The organism is Gulosibacter chungangensis, from assembly GCF_008831155.1.
In the GTDB taxonomy this organism is placed as follows: Bacteria; Actinomycetota; Actinomycetes; order Actinomycetales; family Microbacteriaceae; genus Gulosibacter; species Gulosibacter chungangensis.
The window spans coordinates 369,710-394,845 of sequence record NZ_WBKB01000001.1 but is presented as its reverse complement, the minus strand read 5'-3'; the positions used below and the strand labels follow the sequence as shown (position 1 = coordinate 394,845).

The 25,136-nt window shown below is 63.4% G+C and carries 20 protein-coding genes and 2 tRNA genes; 18 read left to right on the top strand and 4 right to left on the bottom strand.

Going from position 1 to position 25,136, the window contains the following annotated elements; genetic code table 11:
- Nucleotides 1-31 precede the first annotated feature (31 nt).
- The 10 genes from F8O05_RS01800 to F8O05_RS01755 all read left to right on the top strand — a co-directional run bounded on the left by F8O05_RS01800 (nt 32) and on the right by F8O05_RS01755 (nt 12,531).
- The gene (locus F8O05_RS01800; protein ID WP_158051025.1) at nt 32-2,005 is read left to right on the top strand and encodes a M13 family metallopeptidase; all 1,974 of its coding nucleotides are present in this window, start codon (nt 32-34) and stop codon (nt 2,003-2,005) included.
- 117 nt (nt 2,006-2,122) lie between these two features.
- A complete protein-coding gene (locus tag F8O05_RS01795) occupies nt 2,123-2,455 on the top strand; it encodes a YtxH domain-containing protein (protein ID WP_158051024.1) in 333 nt (110 codons plus the stop codon).
- A gap of 35 nt (nt 2,456-2,490) precedes the next feature.
- Nucleotides 2,491-2,970 carry a phage holin family protein gene (locus F8O05_RS01790; RefSeq protein ID WP_158051023.1) on the top strand — a complete coding sequence of 160 codons (480 nt, stop codon included), beginning with the start codon at nt 2,491-2,493 and terminating at the stop codon, nt 2,968-2,970.
- Complete coding sequence (locus F8O05_RS01785) at nt 2,963-3,238, top strand: DUF3618 domain-containing protein (protein WP_158051022.1); 276 nt, start codon at nt 2,963-2,965, stop codon at nt 3,236-3,238. Before F8O05_RS01790 ends, F8O05_RS01785 begins: the two co-directional genes overlap by 8 nt.
- Before the next feature lie 53 nt (nt 3,239-3,291).
- Nucleotides 3,292-4,032 (top strand): chlorite dismutase family protein, encoded by a 741-nt coding sequence (locus F8O05_RS01780; RefSeq protein ID WP_158051021.1) that lies wholly within the window; start codon nt 3,292-3,294, stop codon nt 4,030-4,032.
- A gap of 57 nt (nt 4,033-4,089) precedes the next feature.
- Nucleotides 4,090-4,992 carry a uroporphyrinogen-III synthase gene (locus F8O05_RS01775; protein ID WP_158051020.1) on the top strand — a complete coding sequence of 301 codons (903 nt, stop codon included), beginning with the start codon at nt 4,090-4,092 and terminating at the stop codon, nt 4,990-4,992.
- Nucleotides 4,993-5,080: 88 nt separating this feature from the next.
- Nucleotides 5,081-9,235: an aldehyde dehydrogenase family protein gene (locus F8O05_RS01770; protein ID WP_158051019.1), complete on the top strand. Its 4,155-nt coding sequence runs from the start codon at nt 5,081-5,083 to the stop codon at nt 9,233-9,235.
- A gap of 15 nt (nt 9,236-9,250) precedes the next feature.
- Nucleotides 9,251-10,504, top strand: a complete 1,254-nt coding sequence (gene rocD, locus F8O05_RS01765) for an ornithine--oxo-acid transaminase (protein ID WP_158051018.1) — start codon at nt 9,251-9,253, stop codon at nt 10,502-10,504.
- A 35-nt stretch (nt 10,505-10,539) separates the two neighbouring features.
- Entirely contained in the window at nt 10,540-11,427 is an 888-nt protein-coding gene (locus F8O05_RS01760) for an alpha/beta hydrolase (protein WP_192496982.1), read from the top strand.
- 54 nt (nt 11,428-11,481) lie between these two features.
- Nucleotides 11,482-12,531, top strand: coding sequence for a lipoate--protein ligase family protein (locus F8O05_RS01755; RefSeq protein ID WP_158051341.1), 1,050 nt, complete (start codon nt 11,482-11,484; stop codon nt 12,529-12,531).
- A gap of 122 nt (nt 12,532-12,653) precedes the next feature.
- Here F8O05_RS01755 and F8O05_RS01750 read toward each other — a convergent pair whose 3' ends face one another.
- Nucleotides 12,654-13,292, bottom strand: coding sequence for a PepSY domain-containing protein (locus F8O05_RS01750; protein WP_158051016.1), 639 nt, complete (start codon nt 13,290-13,292; stop codon nt 12,654-12,656).
- Nucleotides 13,293-13,434: 142 nt separating this feature from the next.
- Nucleotides 13,435-13,758 carry a GNAT family N-acetyltransferase gene (locus F8O05_RS01745; RefSeq protein WP_158051015.1) on the bottom strand — a complete coding sequence of 108 codons (324 nt, stop codon included), beginning with the start codon at nt 13,756-13,758 and terminating at the stop codon, nt 13,435-13,437.
- 283 nt (nt 13,759-14,041) lie between these two features.
- Here F8O05_RS01745 and F8O05_RS01740 point away from each other — a divergent pair, with 283 nt between their 5' ends.
- Nucleotides 14,042-16,432 carry a zinc ribbon domain-containing protein gene (locus tag F8O05_RS01740; protein ID WP_192496981.1) on the top strand — a complete coding sequence of 797 codons (2,391 nt, stop codon included), beginning with the start codon at nt 14,042-14,044 and terminating at the stop codon, nt 16,430-16,432.
- A 193-nt stretch (nt 16,433-16,625) separates the two neighbouring features.
- On the opposite strand, the gene pgm is transcribed toward F8O05_RS01740, so the two are convergent.
- A complete protein-coding gene (gene pgm, locus F8O05_RS01735) occupies nt 16,626-18,254 on the bottom strand; it encodes a phosphoglucomutase (alpha-D-glucose-1,6-bisphosphate-dependent) (RefSeq protein WP_158051013.1) in 1,629 nt (542 codons plus the stop codon).
- 62 nt (nt 18,255-18,316) lie between these two features.
- Here pgm and pheA point away from each other — a divergent pair, with 62 nt between their 5' ends.
- A complete protein-coding gene (gene pheA, locus F8O05_RS01730; RefSeq protein WP_158051012.1) occupies nt 18,317-19,276 on the top strand; it encodes a prephenate dehydratase in 960 nt (319 codons plus the stop codon).
- Nucleotides 19,277-19,343: 67 nt separating this feature from the next.
- Here the strand turns inward: pheA and F8O05_RS01725 are convergent, their stop codons facing one another.
- Nucleotides 19,344-20,318, bottom strand: coding sequence for a diacylglycerol/lipid kinase family protein (locus F8O05_RS01725; protein WP_158051011.1), 975 nt, complete (start codon nt 20,316-20,318; stop codon nt 19,344-19,346).
- 53 nt (nt 20,319-20,371) lie between these two features.
- Between F8O05_RS01725 and serS the strand changes: the two genes are divergently transcribed.
- The 6 genes from serS to F8O05_RS01695 all read left to right on the top strand — a co-directional run bounded on the left by serS (nt 20,372) and on the right by F8O05_RS01695 (nt 25,066).
- Nucleotides 20,372-21,634 (top strand): serine--tRNA ligase, encoded by a 1,263-nt coding sequence (serS, locus tag F8O05_RS01720; RefSeq protein WP_158051010.1) that lies wholly within the window; start codon nt 20,372-20,374, stop codon nt 21,632-21,634.
- A 9-nt stretch (nt 21,635-21,643) separates the two neighbouring features.
- A complete protein-coding gene (locus tag F8O05_RS01715) occupies nt 21,644-22,456 on the top strand; it encodes an HAD family hydrolase (protein ID WP_158051009.1) in 813 nt (270 codons plus the stop codon).
- A gap of 205 nt (nt 22,457-22,661) precedes the next feature.
- Nucleotides 22,662-22,746: transfer RNA gene (locus F8O05_RS01710), tRNA-Ser, on the top strand.
- Between the two features lie 73 nt (nt 22,747-22,819).
- Nucleotides 22,820-24,112, top strand: coding sequence for an LCP family protein (locus F8O05_RS01705; protein WP_158051008.1), 1,293 nt, complete (start codon nt 22,820-22,822; stop codon nt 24,110-24,112).
- A 44-nt stretch (nt 24,113-24,156) separates the two neighbouring features.
- Nucleotides 24,157-24,248, top strand: a tRNA-Ser gene (locus tag F8O05_RS01700).
- Between the two features lie 170 nt (nt 24,249-24,418).
- The gene (locus tag F8O05_RS01695; RefSeq protein WP_158051007.1) at nt 24,419-25,066 is read left to right on the top strand and encodes an IclR family transcriptional regulator; all 648 of its coding nucleotides are present in this window, start codon (nt 24,419-24,421) and stop codon (nt 25,064-25,066) included.
- Nucleotides 25,067-25,136: the final 70 nt, after the last annotated feature.

Genomic DNA, 25,136 nt, shown 5'->3' with positions numbered 1-25,136 from the left:
TTCACAACCACGCATGGGTACCCTGGTGGTCATGACGACCAGCAAGAGCACGCAGCTTAGTTCAGGCATCGACTTCGAATCCCTCGACTCAGCGGTCCGGCCGCAGGACGACCTCTTCCGCCACGTCAACGGCAAGTGGCGTGCCAACACCGAGATCCCTTCGGATAAGGCTTCCTTCGGCTCCTTCCACATCCTGCACGATGAGGCAGAGGTTGCCGTCCGCGAGATTCTCGAGGGCAGCAAGGATGCCCAGCCCGACACTGGCCTCCGCAAGGCAGCGGATGCATACGCGGCATTTATGAATGAGGACCTGCTTTCGAAGCTCGGCGCAGACCCGATCGCGCAGGACATCATGCAGGCACTCGTGGTCTCCTCGATCGACGAGTTCCTCTGGCTACTCGGTCGTAACGAGCACAAGGGCGTGGGTGGTTTCTTCAGCCAGTACGTCATCGGTGACCTCGGCGACCCGACCAAGAACGCGCTCTATTTTGAGCAGTCGGGCCTGGGCCTGCCCGACGAATCCTACTACCGCGAGGAGCAGTACGCGCCGATCCGCGAGGCCTACCTCGCGCACATTGAGCGGATGTTCGTGCTCACCGATGTGCCCCGGCCCGCCGACCGCGCGAAGAACGTTTTCGAGCTCGAGACGGCCATTGCATCCCACCACTGGGATGTCGTGAAGACTCGTGAGGCCGACCTCACGTACAACCCGACCACGATCGATGAGTTCATGGCGCGCTTTGGCGAGCGCGACATCCGCGGTTGGATGCAGGAATTCCAGGCTCCCGAGGGCACCTTCCAGCGCTTCGTGCTGAGCGAACCGAGCTTTGCCGATGGCCTCGCGAGCCTGCTCACCGAAGAGCGTCTCGAGCAGTGGCGCGACTGGCTGGTGTGGCGGATCGTGCTCGCGCACGCCGCGATCCTGAGCCCCGAAATTTCGGCCGCAAACTTCGAGTTCTTCGGCACCACGCTGCAGGGCGTCCCTGAGCAGCGGGACCGCTGGAAGCGCGGTGTTTCGCACGCCGAATCGCTCCTTGGCGAAGCTATCGGCGAGGAATATGTCGCCCGTCACTTCAAGCCTTCCGCGAAGGCGAAGATGGATGCGCTGGTTGAGGATCTCCTCGCCGCCTACCGGGATTCGATTTCGCAGCTCGAGTGGATGGGCCCGGAGACTCGGGAGCGCGCGCTCGAGAAGCTCGGGAAGTTCACCCCGAAGATCGGTTACCCCTCGAAGTGGCGTGACTACTCGGCACTGCACATCTCGCCGAATGATCTGGTGGGTAACGTGCGCCGCGCCGCCGTATTCGAAGCGGACTGGGAGTATTCGAAGGTCGGCCAGCCGGTGGACCGCGAACTGTGGCTGATGACCCCGCAGACCGTGAACGCCTACTACCTGCCGCCGCAGAATGAGATTGTCTTCCCGGCCGCGATTCTGCAGTACCCCTTCTTTGAGGAAGAGCGGGATGCTGCCGCCAACTACGGTGCGATCGGTGCGGTGATCGGGCACGAGATTGGTCACGGTTTCGACGACCAGGGTTCCAAGTACGACGGCGACGGCAAGCTTGAGAATTGGTGGACGGATGCCGACCGCGAGGCGTTCGAGAAGCACACGGCTTCCCTGATCAGCCAGTACTCGGAGCTCTCACCCGAAGGCGTGGACGGCGAAACGGTCAACGGCGAGCTCACTATCGGCGAAAACATTGGCGACCTCGGTGGCCTCGGTATCGCCTGGAAGGCGTACCAGCGACACCTCGACGGCCAGGAAGCGCCCGTGATCGACGGGCTCACCGGCGCCGAACGGTTCTTCCTGTCCTGGGCGCAAGCCTGGCGAGAGAAGCGTCGCCCCGAGTACATGAAAATGTTGCTCGCGGTTGACCCGCACTCGCCCGCCGAGTTCCGCTGCAATCAGATCGTGCGCAATCTCGACCCGTTCTACGAGACCTTCGGCCTCGGTGAAGGGGATGCGCTGTGGCTGGATCCTGCTGAGCGCGTCGCAATCTGGTAGCGAGCTCGGTATCCACTTCGGGCGCAAGAACCGGGTTTGTCGCAGGACGTACACGTAACCGTGACGATTCTGCGACTAACCTGGAGTTTGAATTTGCAGTGAACCGAAGGGACCAGGATGAAGACCTCAAGCAAGCTTGCCCTCGTCGTTGGCCTTGCAGCCGGATACGTGCTCGGTGCACGTGCTGGCCGTGAGCGATATGACCAGATCGCTGCCGGTGCCAAGTCGGTCTGGAATTCCGGTCCGGTGCAGAAGCAGGTAGACAACGTTCAAGGCCTGACCGGTAAGTATGTGCCGAAGGCAGTGGAGTCTTCTTTCCGCGGCCTTGGCAAGCTGGTCTCCGGGCTCGTCAGCAAGATTCTGGGCAGTGGTTCGAAGAGCAGCGCCTCAAAGAACCGCGCCTCGAAGGCGCCAGAAGCCCCCGCTGGCACTGTGCCGAACCCGGCTTAGGCATCGTTCAAGAGTGAAGGAAAGGGAGTAGCGCAATGAGCGACTACGACAAGGCGTCCCACGAGCCCAGCCGCGGCCCGTTCCCGAACGCTGAAGAACCGGCTCGACTGGGGAAGTTCAACCCGAAATCACGCCGCTCGGTGAGCAAGCTTGCGGGGAGCGTACCCCGGCTCGCACTGTCCCTCGCGAAGGATGAGTTCGAGCACGCCAAGCAAGAAATGACCGCAAAGGCGAAATTCGGCGGCATTGGCGCCGGACTCTTCGCCGTGGTGGCCTTCTTCGCGCTCTCGTTGTGGGCGGTGCTTTTGGCAGCGGCAATCCTCGGGCTCAACACGGTGTTCGCACCGTGGCTGTCGGCTCTGATCGTGGCGGGTGTGCTGCTGGTGATCATGGTGATCGCCGCGCTCGTGGCGATCGCGCTATTCAAGAAGATGAAGGGTGTCATGCCAGCGGAGAGCATGAACTCGCTCAAGCAGGACGTCAACGCACTTAAGGGAGTCGGCAAGTATGAGTAACACCAATAGCGCCCCCAAGCGCAGCTCGAGTGAAATTCGTCGCGATATCGAGCACACTCGTCGCGAGCTTGCCGAAACGCTCGACGCTCTCGAATACAAACTCGATGTCCCTGCACGTTTCGGTGAGTGGGCAGATGAGCGCAAGGAACAGTTGCGGAAGGCCACCGAGGAATCCCCGGCGACCGTGATTGGCGTGGCCGCCGGTGCCGCGGTGGTTATCGGTGGCATTATCGCCGGGGTGATCGGTCTCGCACGTCGCGGCCGCTAATTGCGCACCCGGCTGGCAACACCATCCATCCAATTTCGACAGAGAGCTGTGTCATGACCGAAACTGTAGATTTCACTGAAGGTGCTGCCGTCTACTCGCTGTTCTTGGTATTTGCTGAGACCGAACTGATCGAAACGCGCGCTTCGGGCGACGAAGCGATTCGACTCACGAAAGAACTCGACTCGGTGTTTACGGAACTCACCGAGGAACATGTCCGCGTCCGTGGTGTCTATGACCTCACCGGCTTTGACGCGAGTGCTTCGGTGATGATCTGGCTCACTTCTGAGACCGTCGACGATCTGCAGTGGGCAAAGCGACAGCTGCACCGCACGCAGATCCTCGGAGACACGCTCGCGATTGAGTCGATCCTGACCCTGGGTGTGAGCGAACTCGCGGATGAACCCGGCGGTTGGATTAGCTTCGTGCCGGTGTCTCCCGGCCCGGTTGACGAAGAGTTCGAGGGCGAGGAAATCGACGATCCCGATATCGATAACCTCGACGAGGAATTCGAAGACGACGATGACACGACCGAGGCGACGCCAGCGGATCTCGAAGACCTGGATCTGGCCGCAGACGGCGAGGCCGGCGCCCAGGAAGCGATCCTCGAAACCACGAGCTTGCACGCCCAGATCGGTACCGGACCGGTCAGACTGTTTGCGGCCGTGGAAGCGGATGATCCGGGCGAGCTGATCGGACCCTCCCTCGGTTTGTTGGAAAATGGTCTGATGACCGTAGCGACACCTCGCACAGGGCGCTTTGTGACCCCGGCTGAACTCTACGAGATACTTCGATAGCTTAGGAATGGCATTCACTAAGCGGTATTCCTCCAAGTACTGAAACGGACGGCAACTATGACGACAGGCCAGCCTCTCAAGGGCTGGAAGGTTCTCGTGCCGCGCGGTGGAACTTTCGGTAATGATGCTGCCGAAGCTGTACGCGCGCGGGGAGCTTTCCCCATCACGGCACCGCTGATCAATTTTGCGAGCCCCGCACCGGAAGACGCGGATCTCCTCGCGGAAGCGCTCGTACGCCTCGAAGGCGGTGCCTACGACTGGCTTGCGGTGACCAGTGCCACGGCGGTCGACGTCATGCACTCGATGAACGTGCGGGTGCCCGAAGGCACCCTGATTGCGGCCGCGGGGGAGACCACCGCATCCTCCCTGGCTGCCAGCGGCTACCGGGTCGATTTCGTGCCCACGCACGACAACTCGGCAAAGGGTTTGCTGGTCGAGTGGCCAGAAATTCAGCGACGGATGCCGAAAGTGAACGTGCTCTGGCTGCACTCGGAAGCCTCCAAACCCGCCCTCGCGCGCGGTATGAGCCGCCGCGGTCACGGGGTGGAGTCGGTGGTCGCCTACCGTTCGGTGGGGGTCCCCGCACCGGAATCTATCCAGCACGACATTCTGAATTCCCGCATCCGCGCAATCCTTGTCACCAGCGGTTCGGTAGCGGAACAGCTCATCAAGCAGTTCCACCACATTCCGGAGGACATCATCCTCGGCGCGATCGGTCCTCGCACAGCGAAGGATGGGCGGGCACTCGGCTTGCGCATTGACGTGGTCGCGCGACACCGTTCGGTGGGATCGCTGTTGGACGGTCTCGCATGGGTTGCGGGAGGCGAGGTCATGCCGGAAACCGCGATGATCGACCTGCGTACGCTCGCGGCCTGGGATGACGATGCCCTGATCAGCAAGGAAGACGTGCCGGCTTCGGATGAAGCCCGGCCGGATACCGGTCAGCACGATCTGCGCTAGCGCCTGGTAGCGCCGAAGACACGCTAGAGACGAACCTTTGCGGCGAGTGGCACGCCATACTTTCGGCCGACGTCGTTAGGCTCGCTCTATGGCAACTCCTTTCACCCCCGATGAAGCGAACGGGCCACGCTCGAATGATTCCAGGGGACGTCGCGGGGAAGACGAACTTCACCGCGGAGACATTGAGCAGGTTCGGGCTCGGCGCGTTGAGCGCGCCGATCTCGTGCGCGAAATTCTTGAAAAGAAGCAAGCCGATGATGATCCCGGAGCTGCTGGCTGGAGCGGCCTCGGCCAGCCTGATCCGGTCAACCAGCCCGGTGAGAGCATCCAACCCGATGCGATCATCCTGCCCAACCAGATCCAGCCCGCGGTACGCCCCGAACCGGTCTTCGCACCGGCTGGGCCGAGCGTGCCAGCCGATCAGGCCATCCCCGCAACGCTGCACACACTCGCCGAATGGCGCGATCTTGACCAGCGCGAGCATGCTGCTGTCCGCAAGGCGCAGGACGAGGCGACGAGTCCTCGACAACGGGACAAGCTCGACCCCGCAAGTGATTTCCTGCGTGCGCTGCGGGCCTCCGGCGGCGCCGATTTCCTGCGTCGGCTGATCGACGATGTGATTCGGCCGGATGACCTGCTCGCCTCGGGGTTCGGGCTCAGCGATCTGCGGGATGAGATTCCGCCCTCGCTTACCCCGAAAACTCGCCGGTTCTTCAAACTCGGCGCTTTCGCCGGGCCCGGCATTCCGTTCGTAGCGGTGCCGGCAGTCCGTCGCGGGGCGCAGGCGTTCTTTGGGGACGCGCTCACACGCGAAAGCAACCTCGAGACTGCGCTCGCATCGATTCACGAGCAGAATGGCGCGGCCCGTGTCGTGCCGCTGAGTGACGCGGTTCTCGGCGACGTCGGGATGGATGCGGTGCTCGAGCGGGTGCGGGGGTTGATCGCGAATCCCGCGGTCACCGAGCTCGAACTCACTTGGAGCGATTTCAATCCGCAGGCGTGCGACTGGAATTTTGAGGGCAATGCCGATCAGGCGGCGATGCGCTACGCCACGCTGCTGCAGGAGGCAATGCAGCAGAACGTCACGTTGCTATTGCGCGCGACTTCCTCACGCGACCTGGAGCTGGTCATCGAGACGGTGATCCGGGCGATGGATTTCCACGGCCTCGAACGTGCCCAGCTGGGCGTGGTCGTCCCGGTGGATTTCCCCGATTCGAGCACGCTGCTGCGAAGGCTTACCGGTCGCGCGCACCTGCGTCGCGAAGACGGTGGGGCACCGGTACGCGTTTCGCTGTATCGCCTAGCCGATCGCGCACAGGAACGGGCTGATGCCGTGCTGCACGGCTGGAAGGTCGCAAGCTATGTGGAAGACGCGGATGTCGACGCGAATATGTTCCGCACGATTGACGCACTCCTTGCCCCGGAACACCGCGGCGTGATTGATCTCGAGGTCTCCGGCGAGGTGCGGATGGACGCGGTCTTTGCCGCTCACCTCGGGCGGATGCGCGAAAACTACGCCACCTTGGGCATTGTCCTTGACCGGGCGGATGCGTCGGAGATTCGCGCCCGTTTTCAGCAGTTCGGCGTGCGGGTATGCACACGAGTGCCATTGATTCCGGGGGACAAACTGCGCCCGGCGGGCACCTATTTGTGGTCGCTCGTGACCCGTGCCGAGCGGGATCTCGGACTGCACGAGGCCGCGCATATCAGCGTGGACGGGGTGCATTCAGAGGACGAACGGGTGCTACAGGCGATGGCGCGGATGCACCAGGTCCACGCCGGTCCGGTACGCAGCCAAGTTCGAATCGCGCCGGAAGACGCCCCCGGCATCACCGCATCCATTCCCCTCGAACTCTTCCCTGAGGGGCTCCTCGAAGACGAACCCTCGCAGTCGGCGCCCGCGGAGCGGAGCGCGCAGCCAACCGAGACGGCCAACGAAACCACCGTGCTCGGCTCGCGCGCGGAAGCCGACACTGCTGCAGCCGGAGTCAGCACAATCCACGACCCCGCGGCGGCCGGCGAAACCCGCGAGGTGCGGCCGACCGACGCCGCGGACCAAGCCAAGCTCAACCCCGCCGACACCGGCGCGGCCCCGAACCTCACCGAGGTGGTGCTCGGGCTGCGGCGTGGTCGGCTGCTGCGGAATACCTTCCGCAATGACCCCGCATCCGACCCCACCATCCGCTCCACGCGCGACTGGGCGGCCCGCGTGCAGCGCCGCGCGGCACATTCCGAACTCGGGGTCACCGAGGCCGCGAGTCACAAGCTGAAATCTGCCGCCGAAATCGACGAGGTGCTCAGCCTCGCGCGAGCCGCAGGCGAGCCCTGGAGTCAAACCAGCGGTTGGGAGCGCGCCGCTCGCCTCGAGCAGATCGCGAAGGCGATTGACGCTAATCGGGCGCGGTTGATCGAGGTCGCGATGAACGAGACTTCGCTCACCTTCGCCGAGGTGGATGCGGATGTCAGTAAGGCCGTGGACCTCGCGAACTTCGACGCCCACCTGGCTCGCCAGCTCGACCGGATGCAGGGGGCACAGTTCGACCCCGTAAAGGTCACGCTCGCGGTGCCTGGCTGGATCCCACCGGTTTCCAGCAACGCGGCGACGATCTTCGGTGCGCTCGGAGCCGGGAGTGCGGTGGTGCTCAAGGCTTCGGCCCGGACGGCACGGACCGCGGCGGTATTGGCGCGGGTGCTGTGGTCCACGGATCTGCCGGCCGACCTGCTGCAGGTGGTCTCTGCCGACCACGGCATGATGGATGAAGATCAGTTCGGCAGACAGCTCATCGTGGATCAGCGGATCGAGCGCGTGCTCATGCAGGGCGCCTACGTGACGGCCGCGCGCTTCCTCGAGTGGCGCCCGGATTTGCCGCTGCTCGGTTCGGTGGGCGGGAAATCCACCGTCGTGGTGACTCCCGCGGCCGACTATGACCAGGCCGCGGCAGAGATCGCTCGCTCGCTCGTGACCGCGACCGGGCAGATGCCGCTGCGGCCCTCCACGGTTATCCTCGTGGGTGCGGCGGCGCGCTCAGAACGCTTCATTCAGCAGCTCGCCGATGCGGTCACCTCCACCAGAACCGGCTATACTTCGGATCCTTCCGTACAGGCGGGTCCCCTCATGCGCCGGGCCAATGGCAAGGCACTCGCGATGCTCACCGAGCTCACCGGGGAAGAAAAATGGCTCGTGCAGCCGCGCAGCCTCGATGACACCGGTCGGCTCTGGACTCCGGGCATCCGCACGGGCCTCGCCGCAGACTCGACGGCCCTGCAGAATGATGCTCCGGTGCCGGTGATCAACATCCTCACCGCGCGCACGCTGGAAGACGCGATCGAGATTCAAAATCGCTATGACTACGGCCTCGGCGCCGGGCTCTTCTCGCTCGACCGCGCCGAGATTGCGCAGTGGGTGCAAGGCGTTGAAGCCGGCAACCTCTACGTGAACCGGGATGTGCTCGGCAACCAGGTGCAGCGACAGCCCTCCGGCGGTTGGAAAGAATCCATGATCGGCACCAAGCTGAAGTCGGGTGGTCCAAACACGCTGATTCACCTCGGTCGCTGGCGTGCCGATGAACACGAACAGTCGCACACTCTGCACCTGCGCGGGCTTGAAGAACCCGTGGCGAGGCTGATTGAGGCGCTGCAACCGGGGATGTCCTTCGATGAGTTCGAACGGGTGCGTCGCACCGCACTCAGCTGCCAAATTGCCTGGAATGAGGAATTCGGCGAGGTCGTGGATGCGACCAATCTGCCCGTGGAGCGGAATCTTTTCCGCTACCGCCCGGCACCCTGCGTGATTCGCTTCTCGGAGGATGGCACCGCCGATGAACTCGGTCAGGTACTCGTCGCCGCCACGGTTGCCAGGGCGCGGATCATGCTTTCCACAGCTTGGCCGCTCCCGCCCACGCTCGCGCGAGAACTGGAATTGCGTGACTCCGCGGTAAGGATCGAATCGAACGCCGAGTTTCTTGCCCGTATCGCGGCAGCTGGGCTCACGAAGGCCCCGCGGCTGCGGCTCATTGGGGGCTCCCGCAGTGAGGTGTGCGGGGCGCTCGAGAACGGCGTGGATATCGCGGTGTTCTCGGATGATGTCACCCTCGCGGGGCGCATCGAGATGCTGCCGTTCCTCCGTGAGCAGTCAATTTCGATTTGCGCGCACCGTCACGGTCGGCCGGATGCGCGGATGTGGGGCCTCTTCCCGCACGAGACCGTGCGGGATCCGGATGCCAGCCTCCTTGGCCGTGCGTAGCGGTAGGGTTTCCATATGAACGCTTCTGTATCGCCGCGCGCAATAGACGAAATTGCCAAGGTAAAGGATCACAGCGCGAGTAACTACGCGCCGCTCGAACTCGTCCTCGAATCAGCCGAGGGCGCCTGGATCACCGATGTCGACGGCAAGCGATACATCGATTGCCTCTCGGCCTACAGCGCCACCACCTTTGGGCACTCGTACCCGAAGTTCATTGAAGTGCTGCGCGAGCAGACCTCGAAGATCTCCATTGCATCCCGTGCCGTATATGTCGAAGGCTTTGGCGCCTTTGCCGAGGCGCTCGCGAAGCTCGCCGGTAAGGACATGATCCTGGCGATGAACACCGGTGCCGAGGCGAATGAGACTGCGATTAAGATCGCCCGCAAGTGGGGTTACCGCGTCAAGGGCGTACCGGCCGACCAGGCCAAGATCATTGGCGCCGAGGGGAACTTCCACGGCCGCACCACCACCATGATTTCGCTCAGCGACGACGATATCGCTCGCAATGACTACGGTCCGTTTACTCCGGGCTTCGAGCTGGTGCCCTATAACGACGCCGAGGCGCTGCGAGCAGCAATCGACGAGAACACCGTCGCGGTGATTCTCGAACCGATTCAGGGCGAAGCGGGCGTCGCTGTTCCGGACCCGGGCTACCTCGCCGAGGTGCGCAAGATCACCGCCGAGCACAATGTGCTGCTCATCCTCGATGAGGTGCAGACCGGCATGGGCCGCACCGGCACGACCTTCCGCTTCCAGGCTGAGGGTATCGAACCCGATCTCATCACCACCGCGAAGGCGCTCGGCGGCGGCATCCTGCCGGTGTCGGCGGTGATCGGCAACAAGGATGTGCTGGGAGTGCTCGAGCCGGGCACGCACGGCTCCACCTTCGGCGGCAACCCGCTCGCGGCCGCGATCGGTAAGGCCGTGGTGGATGAACTCGCGACCGGTAAATGGCAGCAGAACAGCCAGGACCTGCATCCGGTGCTCTTCGAGCCGCTGCGCGCGCTCGTCGGCCGCGGCGTCACCGATGTTCGCGGTGCGGGCCTCTGGGCCGGGGTCGATATCGATCCCGCGATCGGCAACGCCCACGATGTCTGCGAAGACCTGCTCGAGAAGGGCATCCTCGCGAAGGACACCCGCGGCAAGACCGTCCGTCTCGCGCCGCCGTTCATCGTGTCTCGCGAAGAGATTGAGCAGATCACCAACGCATTCACCGAGGTGATCGAAGCACGCTGGCAGCAGGCGCAGTCCGCCGGAGCTGCTGAGTAGCCATGCCCGTCTCCGCTCGCTTTTACACCCCGGGAATGGACACCTCAAACGATGGTTTCGAGGTGGACTACGTGGAACACATCCTGCGAATCGAGGGTGTCGACGTGCACGTGTACGAGTGGGCGACTGGGCGGTCGCCGAAGGGCGTCGTGCACGTTTCGCACGGCGCCGGCGACCACGCGCGTCGCTATCAGCGGCTCGCGAACGCACTGCGGGATGCTGGCTACGCGGTCGTCGCGGCAGACATGCTCGGCCACGGGCGCACCGGCGTCGGCAGTTGGGGGCTGAGTAATCTCGGCCCCGGCGGGATGCCCGCGGCTCGAAGGATGCTGCGCGAAACCGTGCGTTGGGCTCGGGGACGCTACCCGGGCATCCCGCTGATTGAAGCCGGCCACTCCTGGGGCTCGCTGCTTGGCCAGCAGCTGTTTTGGAACGAACCGGAGATATTTGACGCGATTGTCTGGACCGGGACGACTCTGGCGCTGCCGGGACTGGTGAACCCCGGCGATTACAACGCCAAGTGGGCCGGTGACGGTCACGGCATGAGCTGGCTCAGCCGCGATCCCGCCGAAGTGCAGGCCATGATCGATGACCCCTACGGTTTCGATATCGCCGACTCCTCGGTGTGGACGCCGCTTGGGGCAGTGCAGCTGCTCACCGCGCCACCCGCGCCGCGCTGCGGTCGTGCCGCACGCGTGCCGATACTCGTTATGACCGGCACCGAAGACCCGCTCGGGTACGGAGTGCGCGGACCGCGCGCGCTCGCGTGGAGCCTGCGGCACATTACCCGGATGCGCGATGTCACCTTCCGGATCTATCCGGAGTCGCGTCACGAGGTCTACAACGAACTTGACCGTAATGAGGTGACCGCGGAACTGCTCGAGTGGTTGCGCTGGCACTTTGAAGCTCCGGCTACGCGGTAGAAATGATCAACGAGGTTTCGCAGGAGGAAGACGCAGATGCAGGACAAGCGCGACTTGCACGGTGAATACAAGGTGCCGGGCGGCAAGCTGGTGGTGATCGATTTCGATGTCACCGACGGCAAGCTCGAGTTCGTGCGACTCGCTGGCGACTTCTTCCTGGAGCCCGATGAGGCCCTCGACGATCTCAATTCGGGACTCGAGGGGCTCCCTGCGGAGTCGACTTCTGAGGACATCGTCCGTGCGGTGCGCGAGGCGCTGCCGAAGGATGCGCAGCTGCTCGGCTTCTCGCCGGAAGCAATCGCCGTGGTGGTGCGACGAGCCCTGACCGGAGCGCGAAATTGGCGTGACTACGATTGGCAGATTCTGCATCCCAGTCCGCTGCCGCCGCGCGTGCACGTTGCCCTTGACCAGGTGCTGACCGAAGAGGTCGGCGCGGGTAGGCGCGGACCCACCCTGCGGATTTGGGAGTGGGATGAGGATGCGGCGGTGATCGGCTCCTTCCAATCAGTCAAGAATGAGATCGATATGGCCGCGGCCCGGGCTGAAGGCGTCGAGGTGATTCGCCGAATCTCGGGCGGCGGCGCGATGTTCATGGAAGCCGAATCGGTCGTGACCTATTCGCTCTACGTGCCAGCTGAACTGGTCGGTGGGATGAGTTTCGCCGACTCGTACGCGTACCTCGATGAGTGGGTGCTCGAGGCGCTCAATAACCTCGGCATTGAGGCAACCTATGAGCCGCTGAACGATATCGCCTCACCCAACGGGAAGATTGGTGGTGCCGCACAGAAGCGGCTCGGTTCTGGGGCGGTATTGCATCACGCGACCCTGTCCTATGACATCGACGCCGAGCGGATGGTGCGGGTGTTGCGGATCGGTCGCGAAAAGATGAGCGACAAGGGCACGAAGTCGGCGAAGAAGCGAGTATCGCCGCTGAAGTCACAGACCGGGATGCCGCGCGCGGAGATTATCGAGAGCCTCAAGGAGACGTTTGTTTCGCGGCACGGCGGCACGCCCGATGAGATCACCGACGCCGAAATGGCGCGGGCTCGCGAACTGGCCGAAACCAAGTTCGCGAGCCGCGAGTGGACGCACCGCGTCCCCTAGCCCCACCGATCCCTGAGTAGCGGAGCGTATCGAAGGAGCCACTTCGATACGTCGCTTGGCTCCTACTCAGTGACCGGCTTCCTGCTCGCCCGTTAAGTAGGCCGTAGGCCGTATCGAAACGACTAGTCCTCAGTAATCTCGCCGGTAACCGCGTTCACGTAGATGTCCCGCTGGTCGTCGTCTTCGTAGTCGATGCTCCAGACGACCTCGCCGTTTTCGGTTTCGAGCTCGACCTCATCGATCGTGCCGTTGTGGTGGCCGAGGGCGATTTCGATGGCCTCGATAATGGTGAGTTCGGCGGTGTCGATCTCGCGGCGATCGTCGCTGTCGAGCTCGCGGGTTTCGGTTTCGTCCAGGCGCGCGGTGCCATCGGTGAGGATGTCGATTTCGTGGACGGTGGTACCTTCGGCGACATCGATGTTGAAGATCTCGTCGTCATCATCGTCGTCGTCTTCACGATCAAGATCAAAGGCGAACGCGCCGTCGCCAACGAATGCTTCCGCAGCCTCGATTGCCGCGGCGTATTCGGAGGCGTCCACCGTGCTCTGAGCAGGTGCGCCAGTGTCGGTGCCGGCGTTGCTGTCATCGGTCGTGGCGCCCGCGTCTGGAGCCGTCGTCTGCTCGACGCCGGCATCGGTAGCCGGGGACTCGGCCGCCGGCTGGGTGTCGTTTGCTGTCCCAGCGCATCCAACGAGGCCGAGCAAGACGACCGTGGAGGCGAAGGTGACCATTGCTGTGCGTTGTGGAGTGCTGTTCATCATGGTTTCAGGTTAAGAAACCCCGATGAGAAGCGGATGAGCGGACGACCGCGCAATATGAGAACTTGATGAGCGCCTCCGCGCTGATCGGGCCTTCATTGAGCGGGTCGTCACTGAGGAGGCAGTTGCTGGGCGTGGGGCGCTGTTAGGCCCGAGCCTCAGTGAGGTGCTGATAGTCGGGGTGCCGCTTGAGCCAGGCATCCACGTAGGAGCAGTCGGGAATGAGCGCGAGCTTGCTGGTGCGTTCGAAATCGTCGAGCGCAAAGCGCACGAGCTTCGAGGCAACCCCGGTGCCCTGGTGAGCCTGGTCGACGACCGTGTGGTCGAAATGCACGCCGTCGGCGAGCTCCCGGTACGAGGCGAAGCCGACAATCTCGTCGTCATAGTGGACCACATAGCGATTGTTTCCCGGGTCCTTGGAGTAGCTGTATTCGGCCGGTGTCGTGTCGGATGCATTGGCTTGAGTCATGTCGCCAACCTAGGCAGCCAGTTTGAATCTTTGCCGTGATTTTGGGGCGACTGGTGCGTGGTTTTTGCGTGTTTCGGGGCGTCGAGGTTCCGCCGCTCGCGAACTCGGTGATTGCGAACTTGCCGGTGCTGCGGGCCCCGCGAGGCTTGGAAATGGCTGTTGGCGGTGGTGAGCTGGGCGCTTGAACGGGCAAATTGCTTCAGCGCCGGGTAAATTTGTGGCAATACCTGGCCGTGACGCCCGCGAATACTGCCCAGTCACGGCACTTGAGGAAGTGATGAGCATGACGAAATGTCCCCAGTGCGGTGCCGCAGCGAGTCCGTCACAGCGATTTTGTGGCGAATGCGGTACCCGACTGCAGCAGGCCGCCACGCCGCAAACGCCGGATGACCGTAACGCGGTGCCGCACCGTCCGGGTGGTGGCAAGCCTGACCCCTGGGACCTGGGGACGAGTGGTCAGATCGGTGAGGTTGAAGACGACTTCTTCAGCCGATATCGCCCCAAGTCTGCGGTGGCGGGTGAAGACCCGATTCCGGCTGCCCCGCATCGACCACGTCGTCGCTTTAACCCAGACCTGAATGGGAAGGGCACGCCATCGACTCCAGCACCGACACCGCCTTCGGTGCCGCCGCTGTTCCCTCAGCACACGGATGAGCACAGCGCGACGCCCGCGGATATCCCTTCGGGCGCGCAGCCGGGTCCGTCTGCCCCGGCACGGTCGCCCTTCGCGAATGTTCCCGGTAACGATCAGTCTCAGCGGGATGCGCAGGCCCAGTTGGATGCGCAGGCCCGGCTTGAGCGCGAGGCCCAGCAAGAGCGAGAGGCTGTTTTGCGTCGCGAGGCTGAGCAGCACCGCGAAGCGGAACAGCGTCGCGAGGCTGAACAGCGCGCGGCCCAAGAACAAGCAGCTCGTGAACAAGCTCAGCGCGAGCAGGCCCTGCGTGAACAAGCTCAGCGCGAGCAGGCCCAACGCGAGCAAGCCGAGCGGGAGCAGCTTGCCGCGCAGCAGCGCGCCCGACAGGAGCAGGCCGAGCGCGAACGTCGTGCGGCCGAGCAGCGTGCGGCCCAGGTGAAGGCGCTCCAAGACCAGCAAGCGGCGCGCGAACGAGCTCAGCAACAGCCTCAGGGCCAGGGGGCAGGGGCGCCGGGTGTCGGCGGTTTCGGCCAGCCTTCGCAGGGTCAGCCAGCGCAGGGCCAGCCCGCACAGGGTCAGCCCGCGCAGAACGACCCGCTCGCATGGATTGCACCGGCAAACTCGAACCCGTCAACAACTCCTAACCCGTCAGCAAACGTTCCCTCAGACCCGGACGACGCGACATTTACGCAGCTGATCACCGGTCTCGATAATGATCCAGCGGACCGGCCGATCCTCACGGATGGGTTTGATCAGACCGGGATCGTGCCGCTACCGCCGCGTCAGCAGGATGCTCCGACGCCGTCGCCGGCATCTGACGCGGAGCGTCAGGCGCAACAGCGCGCGGCCGAGTTTTATGGCACCACGCCCGCGGCTCCCGGTAACCGGCAGGGCATGCCTTCGTTGCCGCCGCTCAACGCTGACTTTGCGTCGGCGGATGAACCAAATGGGCAGCCCTCAGTAATTCCGGCGGCGCCAGTCCCTCCGACCGCGCCGACGCCACCGGCACCTGACACTGAGCCCAGCCCGGTGTCCTCGGCAGATGGTGCAGAGGCGGAACGCAGCTCACCGTTTAGCTCGCCGTTCGTGACCGAGGCGACGACACCTGAGACGGCTCGTCGTTCGCGACCGACCGGCTCCGACCAAGCCGGTACTGACCAAGCCGACGCTAACCAGGCGGCAGTCGATCAAGAAGAGGATTTCTGGCCCTTCGGCGATGAACTCGATGATGAAACGAGGCCGCTGCAGACGGCAGAGCCACGGAATCGGTATGAGTCTGGTGCGGGGTCTGCCGCTGCCGGGTCGGCCGCTGCGGGCGCGGCGGCCGGAGCCTCGAGCGCACCGGGGCCGGGCTATGACTTCGGCCTCGGCGGTGGCGCTGGGAGTGGTTCCGGAAGTGGCAGGGGCGGCTCGAGTGGTGACTCCGAGCAACGCAAGAAGGGGCTGAGGACGATCCTGATTGCCGCGGTGGCCGCGGTGGTTGTGATTGTGGGTGCCTTCGCGATCAGCGGACTGTTCCGTGGTGGCGACGAGGAGACCCCGGTTGCGGATGAGACGCAGCAGCAGGGTGAGGAGACCGCCGAGCAGCCAGCGGATCCGGAGCCGAATGAGGACCCTGAGACCCAAGAGCCCGAGACGCAGGCACCGGCTGACTTTGAACCGGTGACCTTCCAGTCGGGATCCGGCAATCTACGGTGCCAGATCACTCCCGAGGGTGGTGCCGCGTGCCAGATCCTGCAGCAGAACTTCAGCACTCCCGATGAAGCCTGCACGAGCGGTGGTGGCGCCGGAGTCGCAGTCGGCGTCAACGAAGAGGGTATTACCTGGCCCTGCCTGACCAGCAACCTCGGTGGCGGTGAGGTACTGGCGTATGACGAGCCCGTCGAGGCGGGGGACTACACCTGCTCGATCAACTACTCGACCGGTGTGAGCTGCGAAAACAGCTCGGGCGCATCCTTCTCGCTCGAATTCAATTCGGGCGTGGAGACCAACGGCGACACGGCCTCCGAACCGCAGTTTGAGCTCCAACCGGTCAACTAGCTCAGGCCCAGTTAACTAGCCCGAACCGTCAACTGCCTCGAGCTGGCCGGTCTGCTATTGCGAATCGGCCAGCTCGAGGCAGTTCGCGACGCCAGTAACGACATTGGCGCGTGGATGCGCACCCGAAGGTGCCCTGCATCCACGCGCCAATTCTCGTTGGGCTACTCGGCGCTGGTGTTATCCGGCCCTGGCGCTACTCGGCCGCCAGCGCCGCATCCACAATCGCCTTGGCCTCGGCCTGCACGATCGCGAGGTGATCCGGACCGTTGAAGGATTCCGCGTAAATCTTATAGACGTCCTCCGTGCCGGAGGGCCGGGCCGCGAACCAGGCGTTCTCGGTGACAACCTTGACCCCACCGATCGCGGCATTGTTGCCCGGAGCATTTGAGAGTTTCGCAAGAATCGGCTCTCCGGCGAGCTCGGTGGCAGTAATGCTGTCGCCAGATAGCTTCTTCAGCACCGCCTTCTGGGCCGGGGTGGCTGGCGCATCCACGCGCTGATAGGCCGGGTTCCCGAACTGCTCGGTGAGTTCCTGATAGCGATGCGCGGGCGTCTTGCCGGTCACCGCGACGATCTCAGCAGCGAGTAGCGCCAGCAGGATGCCGTCCTTATCGGTCGTCCACGTGGAACCGTCAAACTGCACGAAGGAAGCGCCCGCCGACTCCTCCCCGCCGAAGAGAATTGAGCCGTCCATCAGCCCCGGCACGAACCACTTGAAGCCAACCGGGACCTCCACGAGGTTGCGCCGCAGTGACTTCACGACCCGGTCGATCATCGAACTCGAGACGAGCGTTTTGCCGATGCCCGCGCCGCGGGGCCATTCCGGCCGGTTCGTGGCGAGGTAGTCGATGGCCACGGCGAGGTAGTGGTTCGGGTTCATTAGGCCACTTGACGGGGTCACGATGCCGTGACGGTCCGCATCCGCGTCGTTGCCGGTGAGGATGTCGTAGTCATCCTTGTGCGCGAGCACCGAGGCCATCGCCGCGGGGGAGGACGGGTCCATGCGGATTTTGCCGTCCCAGTCCAGCGTCATGAACGGCCAGCGGGGGTCGACGTTCGGATTCACCACCGTCAGGTCAATGCCGTAGGTTTCACCGATCAGCTGCCAGTATTCGACGCTGGAACCACCGAGCGGGTCGGCGCCGATGCGCACGCCGGCGCGCTGGATAGCTTCGAAGTCGATGACCTTTGCGAGATCCCGCACGTAGGCGGCGCGGAAATCATAGGTGCCAATGCGGTTGTCGGAGTTGACCTCGCGCACGCCCTCGAGGCCGCCAGCAATGAGTTCATTGGCGCGGTTCTCGATCCAGGTGGTTGCGTCGGAGTCCGCCGGGCCGCCGTGCGGCGGGTTGTACTTGAAGCCACCGTCTTCGGGCGGGTTGTGGCTCGGGGTGATGATGATGCCGTCGGCGAGCTCGGTGTTATCGCGATTGTTGTTGTGCACGATGATCGCGCGCGACAGCGCCGGAGTTGGCACCCAGGAACCGCGCGAGTCGGCCAGCACCTTCACGCCATTGCCGGCTAGGACATCCAGTGCGGTTTTTTCTGCCGGGTCGCTCAGCGCGTGCGTGTCGCGACCGATGAACAGCGGCCCGCGAATCTTCTGCGAGGCACGGTATTCAACGATGGCTTGGGTGATCGCCTTGATGTGCTGTTCGTTAAACGAGCTCTTGAAACTCGAGCCGCGGTGGCCGGAGGTTCCGAACGCCACGCGCTGGGCGGGGTCAGACACATCGGGCACGTTTCGGTAGTACGCGCCGATCAGCTGGTCGACATCAATAAGATCCTGGGGTCTGGCGACAGTGCCTGCTCGTTCATGCATGGAATAAGTTTCGCAATATTCATTGAATGCTGCCTGTCGGCGGGCCGTTTAGGGTGGAACCTATGAGCGAAATCGAAACGCCGCCCGCCGCATCCCCGAATGCGTCCGAGACTGTCTCGTTCTTGGGGCCGGCAGGAACCTTTACCGAGGCGGCGCTGAAGCTCGCTCCCGAGGCCAAGGGGAAGCACTGGAAGCCGGTCACGAATGTCCTCGAGGCGCTCATGGATGTGCAGCAGGGCCGGTCGTTCGCGGCGATGGTCGCGATCGAAAATTCGGTTGAGGGCGGCGTGACTGCGACGCAGGATGCGCTGGCCACGATGGACGGGCTGCGCATCTTTGGCGAGTATGTCGTGCCGATTCGCTTCGTGCTCGCTGTCCGGCCCGGGAAGTCGCTGCGCGATATCGAAACCATCGCGGCGCATCCGGTCGCGTATGGCCAGTGCCGGAAGTTCCTGCACCGCACGCTCCCGGACCACCTCTATGTGCAGGCTTCTTCGAATGTGGCAAGCGCGCGCCAGCTGTTCGAGGAAGACGGGCTCGCAGATGCGGCGATCACCCCGCCGACGATTCAGGACCACTTCGATGTGGAAATCGTTGCGGAAGACATTCAGGACTCTTCGATCGCACGCACCCGGTTCTTGCTCGTCACCACGCGCACCGATCTACCCGCACGCACCGGCAGCGATAAAACCTCGATCATCGTCACGCTGCCGGAAGAGCGGCCGGGTGGCTTGCTCTCGATGCTTGAGCAGTTCGCCGCGCGCGGCATCAACCTTTCAATGATTACCTCGCGGCCGATTCCCGAAAGCCCCGGCCGCTATCGCTTCGTGATTGATCTCGACGGCCACCTCGAGGATGCGCGGGTGTCGGATGCGCTGCTCGGCTTACGTCGCTACAGTCCCTCGGTGAAATTCCTCGGTTCGTATCCGCGCGCGGTGCCTTCGCCGGTGGCGGTGGATCCGTCCTATTCGGATGCGCACTATGCGCAAGCACAGGACTGGTTGGACGGGTTGGTCCGCTAGCGTGCCTCGATACGACTTCGTCTACTCGGCCGTCGATCGTTGAGTAGCGAAGCGTATCGAAACGCGACTAACGAGCCACGCGTACGGTGAGGGATTCCGGCAGCACCGTCACGCGGGCCGCGACAATCTCGCCGACCGCATCCCCGTCGATCTGGAAAGGTTCCGGGGTCGAATCGATGCGGAAGGTGAGCTCCGGGTCCTGATAATAACTGAGCACGCGAAGTTTCCGTGGCCCGAGTGGGCCCCGAACTTTGAACCGACGTGAAATCGCGCGGAACTGTTTGGCGACCCCGCGAGCAATCACTCCGGCGCCGACCGCGGCCCACCCCATCGGTCCGCGCGGCCGCATGATCACCATGTCGAGCTTGCCGTCGTCGAGTTCGGCGTCGGGAATAAGCCGAACTCCGCCGGTGAGGAGCCCGCAATTCCCAACCATGACACTGGATGCGCGTGAACCCCAGGTGCGTCCCGCACCGACTCGGTAGCGAATATTGAAGGCACCGGAGCCGATCATCCATTTCAGGATGCCGCCGATATACGCCGGCCAACCGATCCGCTGCTTCAGGTCGTCATCGGTGTGCGTGATCATCCCCGCATCCACCCCGATGCCAGAAATTACTGCGAAGACAAAGGTCTCGTGTTCGCCTTCGGGGCGCTCGACTTCCGCCTGACCGAGGTCGATGTGTCGATCGTGACCGTTGAAGGCAACGTGGAGCGCGCGAGCGAACGAAAATGCATCCAGGCCGAGATTGCGGGCCAGGAGGTTCCCGGTGCCGGCGGGCACGATGCCAAGCGGGATGCCGGTGCCGGCGAGCTGCTCGACGGCCACTCGAACCGTGCCGTCACCGCCCACGACGATCACCAGGTCGACTCCGGCGGCGAGCGCTTCGCGTGTTTGGCCGTGGCCGACATCCTCCGGGGTGGTTTCGAGGATGAGGGAGGAATCCCATCCGTAGACCTGCTCGTATTTGGGGAGTGAGCGACGAAGCCGACCGAGGTCAACTTTGCTTGGGTTCGCGATCACTGCTGCGCGTGGCGACATACCTGCATCCTAATTTCAAGAACTGCGTTGTCGCTGGCGGCTACCATGGCGTTGTGATTGACGTTCAGCTCCTTCGTGACCAGCCCGAACTCGTTAAGGCCTCCCAGCAGGCTCGCGGCAACGATCCGGCGACGGTTGATGCTGCGGTTGCGGCCGACCTTGCCCGCCGTGAGGCATTGCAGCACTTCGAGTCACTGCGTGCCGAGCAGAAGGCGAAGTCGAAGGAGATCGGCAAGGCGTCGAAGGATGAGCGCCCGGCCCTGCTCGCGGCCGTGCAGGATCTCGCGCAGCAGGTGAAGGATGCACAGGCCGCGGCTAACGATGCAGAAGAAGCCTTCACCACGGCGGTCATGAAAATCGAGAACATCGTGCTGGACGAAGTGCCGGCCGGTGGCGAGGACGACTTCGTGGTGCTGCGTCACGAGGGGGATAAGTCCGAGTTCGATTTTGAGCCGCGCGATCACCTCGAAATCGGTGAGTTGCTCGGCGCGATTGATATGACTCGCGGGGCGAAGGTTTCGGGCACTCGATTCAGCTTCCTGCGCGGTATTGGTGCGCAGCTGGAACTCGCGATTATGCAGCTGGGGTTGAACAAGGCGATTTCGAACGGCTTTGTGATGCTCACCCCGCCGACCCTCGTGAAGCCCGAAATCATGCGCGGTACCGGCTTCCTCGGCGAGCACGCCGACGAGGTCTACAACCTGCCTGCGGATGACCTCTACCTCACTGGGACCAGCGAGGTTGCGCTCGCGGGCTACCACGCCGACGAGATTATCGACGTGAGTGAGCCGCTGCGCTACGTGGGCTGGTCCACCTGCTACCGCCGCGAAGCGGGTTCGGCGGGGAAGGACACCCGCGGCATCATCCGCACGCACCAGTTCAATAAGGTCGAAATGTTCGTCTACACCGACCCCGCTCAGGCGGCGGAAGAGCACGCACGCCTGCTCGGCTGGCAGGAAGAGATGATGCAGGCGCTGGGCCTCCACTACCGCGTGATTGACACTGCGGCGGGCGACCTCGGTTCCTCGGCCGCGCGTAAATACGACGTCGAGGCCTGGGTGCCGACCCAGGGCACGTATCGCGAACTTACTTCCACCTCGAACTGCACGACCTTCCAGGCCCGCCGCCTCGGCATCCGGGCCCGCGGGGAAGACGGCAAAGCGCATCCGGTCGCGACCCTGAACGGCACGATCGCGACCACGCGCTGGCTCGTGGCCGTGCTCGAAACCCACCAGCAGGCCGACGGTTCGGTGCTGGTCCCAGAAGCCCTCCGCCCGTATCTGGGCGGTCAAGAGATACTGCTGCCGAAGGAATAAGCAAGCACAATGACCACCGACCCCTGGCTCATCGCACTCGATATTGACGGCACCATCTTGGATGTGGACGGGGAGATCCCCGATGCCACGCATCGTGAGATTGACCGGCTCGTTGCGGCCGGTCACGAGGTGATGCTTGCGACCGGGCGTTCCGCTCGCGACACCCTGCCGGTGCGCGAGCGGCTCGGAATTGAGCCGAAATATGTCGTGTCGGCAAACGGCGCCATGACGCTCGAGAAGGATGCGGCGGATGCGCGAGGCTATGCGGCTCGCTGGGTCGAGACCTTCGACCCCTCTGGGGCGCTCGAGGCGCTCAGCGGGGTGCTGCGGGATGCCCGCTTCGCGGTCGAAGGCTCGGATGGGATCTATCGCTACTCGGGTCGCTTCCCGGAAGGAACCTTCGAGGCGCAGGGAATCGAGGTGCCCTTTGCGGACCTCGCGAAGGAGCCGGTGACCCGCCTCGTGGTGGTCTCACCGGACCAGACCATTGAAGAGTTCCTCGCGAATATCGAAAAGTCGGGGCTGCACTCGGTGAGTTATTCGGTGGGCTGGACGGCCTGGCTCGATATTGCTCCGGACGGGGTCAATAAGGGAACTGCCCTGGAACGAGTGCGCGAGTCACACGGAATCGCCCGAGACCGCGTGTTTGTGGCGGGGGATGGCCGCAATGATATTGAGATGCTGCAATGGGCGGCTGCCGGCGGTGGTCGCGGGGTTGCGATGGGTAATGCGCCCCAGGAAGTGATTGACGCGGGCAACGAGCTGACCACGGACTTCTATCACGAGGGTTTGGCGAAGGCGCTCGCGAAGATTCCGGGCTAGGCGTGTGATCTCGCATCCGGCGAGTGATCTCACATCTGCCGCGTGTGATCTCACTTCTGAGGTGAGAAACTCTGGTTCGGGAGCGAGATTCCCTTTACACTGGAAGCTTGCACAATGGCGCTCAGGATTCGTTCGGTTCTTCCGGAAGAACTCCGCTACTATTGTGCGCAGCCAAGTAATTCGTTATCGAATTGTTGCTTGGTCGGGAGGGCTGTCCGAGCGGCCGATGGAGCTGGTCTTGAAAACCAGTGGGCAGCAATGTCCCGTGGGTTCGAATCCCACGCCCTCCGCACAGTGATGGGCGAGGTGCCTTTGGGCGCCTCGCCCAGACACCACCGTTGCACACCGACTTGAGGACATTTCTTGGCACGTCACCCCGCCAATCGGGATCCGCAGCAGCTGCGCCTCGGCGGAACCATGGCTCGCCACGGCCGACTTCCAACAACCACCGTGATGAAGTCGCTCGGTAAGGGCATCGCCATGGTGATGGGTGTCATCCTCGTCTCGGCGGTGACCTTCGGTGGCATCGTCTACGCAAACCTGCAGTCCGGTGTTGAGACCTTCGAGCTTGCCGATAACTCGGAACAGCAAGACCCGACCAATATCTTCGAAGGCGGGGTAAACATCCTGCTCGTCGGCAGTGACTCCCGCGCCGATGCAGATGGGAATGTCGCCGCCGGACAGTCCGAAGGCGTGCTGAACGACGTCAACATGATCTTCCACCTGTCGGAAGATCATTCGAACGCGACCGTCGTGTCGATTCCCCGCGACACCCTCGTGAGCCGGCCGGACTGCACCGGCGATGACGGTGAACAGCACTACGCGCAAGACGGCGTGATGATCAACTCGATCCTCAATGACGGTGGCATGAACTGCATCGTCAGCACCGTCGAGGAAATGAGCGGTATCGATATTCAGTACGCCGGCATGATCATGTTCAACGGTGTCATCGAAATGTCGAATGCCGTTGGTGGCGTCGAGGTCTGCGTCGAGCAGCCAATCAATGACACCTACTCGGATCTCTACCTGGATGCTGGCTACCACTCGCTGCAGGGTGAAGAGGCGCTGAAATTCTTGCGCACCCGCCACGGTGTCGGCGACGGCTCGGACCTCGCTCGAATCGAGAACCAGCAGGTGTTCCTGTCCTCGCTGATGCGCACGGTCAAGAGCAATGAGACGCTCACGAACCCCACGAAGGTCTACGGCCTCGCGCGTGCGGCGACGCAGAACATGGTGCTCTCGAGCAACCTCAACAGCGTTGACACCCTCGTGAGCCTCGCGAATGCGCTCGCGCAGGTGCCGCTGAACCAGTTCACCTTCGTGCGACTACCGGTGGTGGATTCGGAGTGGCAAGCAGGGCGCGTGGAGCCTGCCTACCCGGATGCGGATCAAATGTGGGAGCTGATCGCGAACGACCAGCCGCTCAACCTCGGTGCCGGTGAAGAAGAACCGGCGGATGCGGGGGACGAGACTTCGGATGCTGGTGAAGGTTCCGAGGATGGCAGCGAGTCGACTGCGGACGACTCAACGTCGACCGCGGAAGGGTCTGACGAGGTCGAGGGGCCGGGCGTGACGCAGGATGCAACGCCCACGCCGGACCTGTCGGGGCAGACCGCCGATACAGAATCCTGTTCGAACTCGGGCGGATTGTTCTAGCCGATCTGACGTGGAGCGAAAATCCATGTACACTTGGCGAGTCTGGACACGTGCTAGAGCGGCCGAATAGACCACCCTGCTAAGGTGGAGTCCCTGATTACGGGGACCGAGGGTTCAAATCCCTCCGTGTCCGCCAGATGAAAAGCCCCCGGCGTCGTTGCAGTTTCAACGAAGTTGGGGGTTTTGCCTTTCCCAATTCCCGATCTCGTCAACACTTTGGCACCAGCACTTCAACGCTGGCCCACGGTTTCTATACTTGGTAATCTGTTTCAGATATCGAAACGTCATTGAAGTCAGGCGGTGCCCATGGCTGAGGCAGGATCCCAGACGCTTTCACGCGGCTTGAAAGCGCTCGAGCTCGTTAGTGAGGCGAGTGAGCCGTTGACGGTTCCGCAGGTTGCTGAGCAGCTCGGCATCCATCGCTCAATGGCCTATCGGCTTGTGCGGACCCTAGAAGACCATGCCTTTGTGGTTCGTAACGCAGACGGGGCGCTGGAGGTTGGAGTGCGCCTTGTGGCGCTCGCGCGCAATGCCGCGCGAGACCTTCGCGCGGCTGCGACAGCAGAACTTACGCAGCTCGCGCAGGAGCTCGGCAAGACGGCGTTCATCGCCACCTATGACGGCGCAGAAGTCGTGACGCTCGTCACCGTGGAGCCGCAGCACACCGACTCCACGGTGGGGCAGCGGCCGGGCAGCCGCCATCCCATCGATAGCGGCGCTCCGGGGCGGGTTATTCGCTCTCAACTGCAGCCTGAGGTGCATCCACCGGCTCGGTACGAGCTCAGCCACGATGAGGTGATCAACGGGCTCACCTCGATCGCCGTGCCGGTCCGGCTCAGCAATGGGGTGCCCGCATCCCTGGCGATCGTTTATCTCACGGAAGAAATTGATGTGATCGAAGCGGTCGCGAAGCTAGAGGCGGCGGCGCAGCGAATCGAGCGCGCATCCCACTAGCTGGGAAAGTCGTCCCGTTTTGTGGCAAAGAGATCTCGTTCCGTCGTAGCTTTCCGGGTATTCCCTTCCT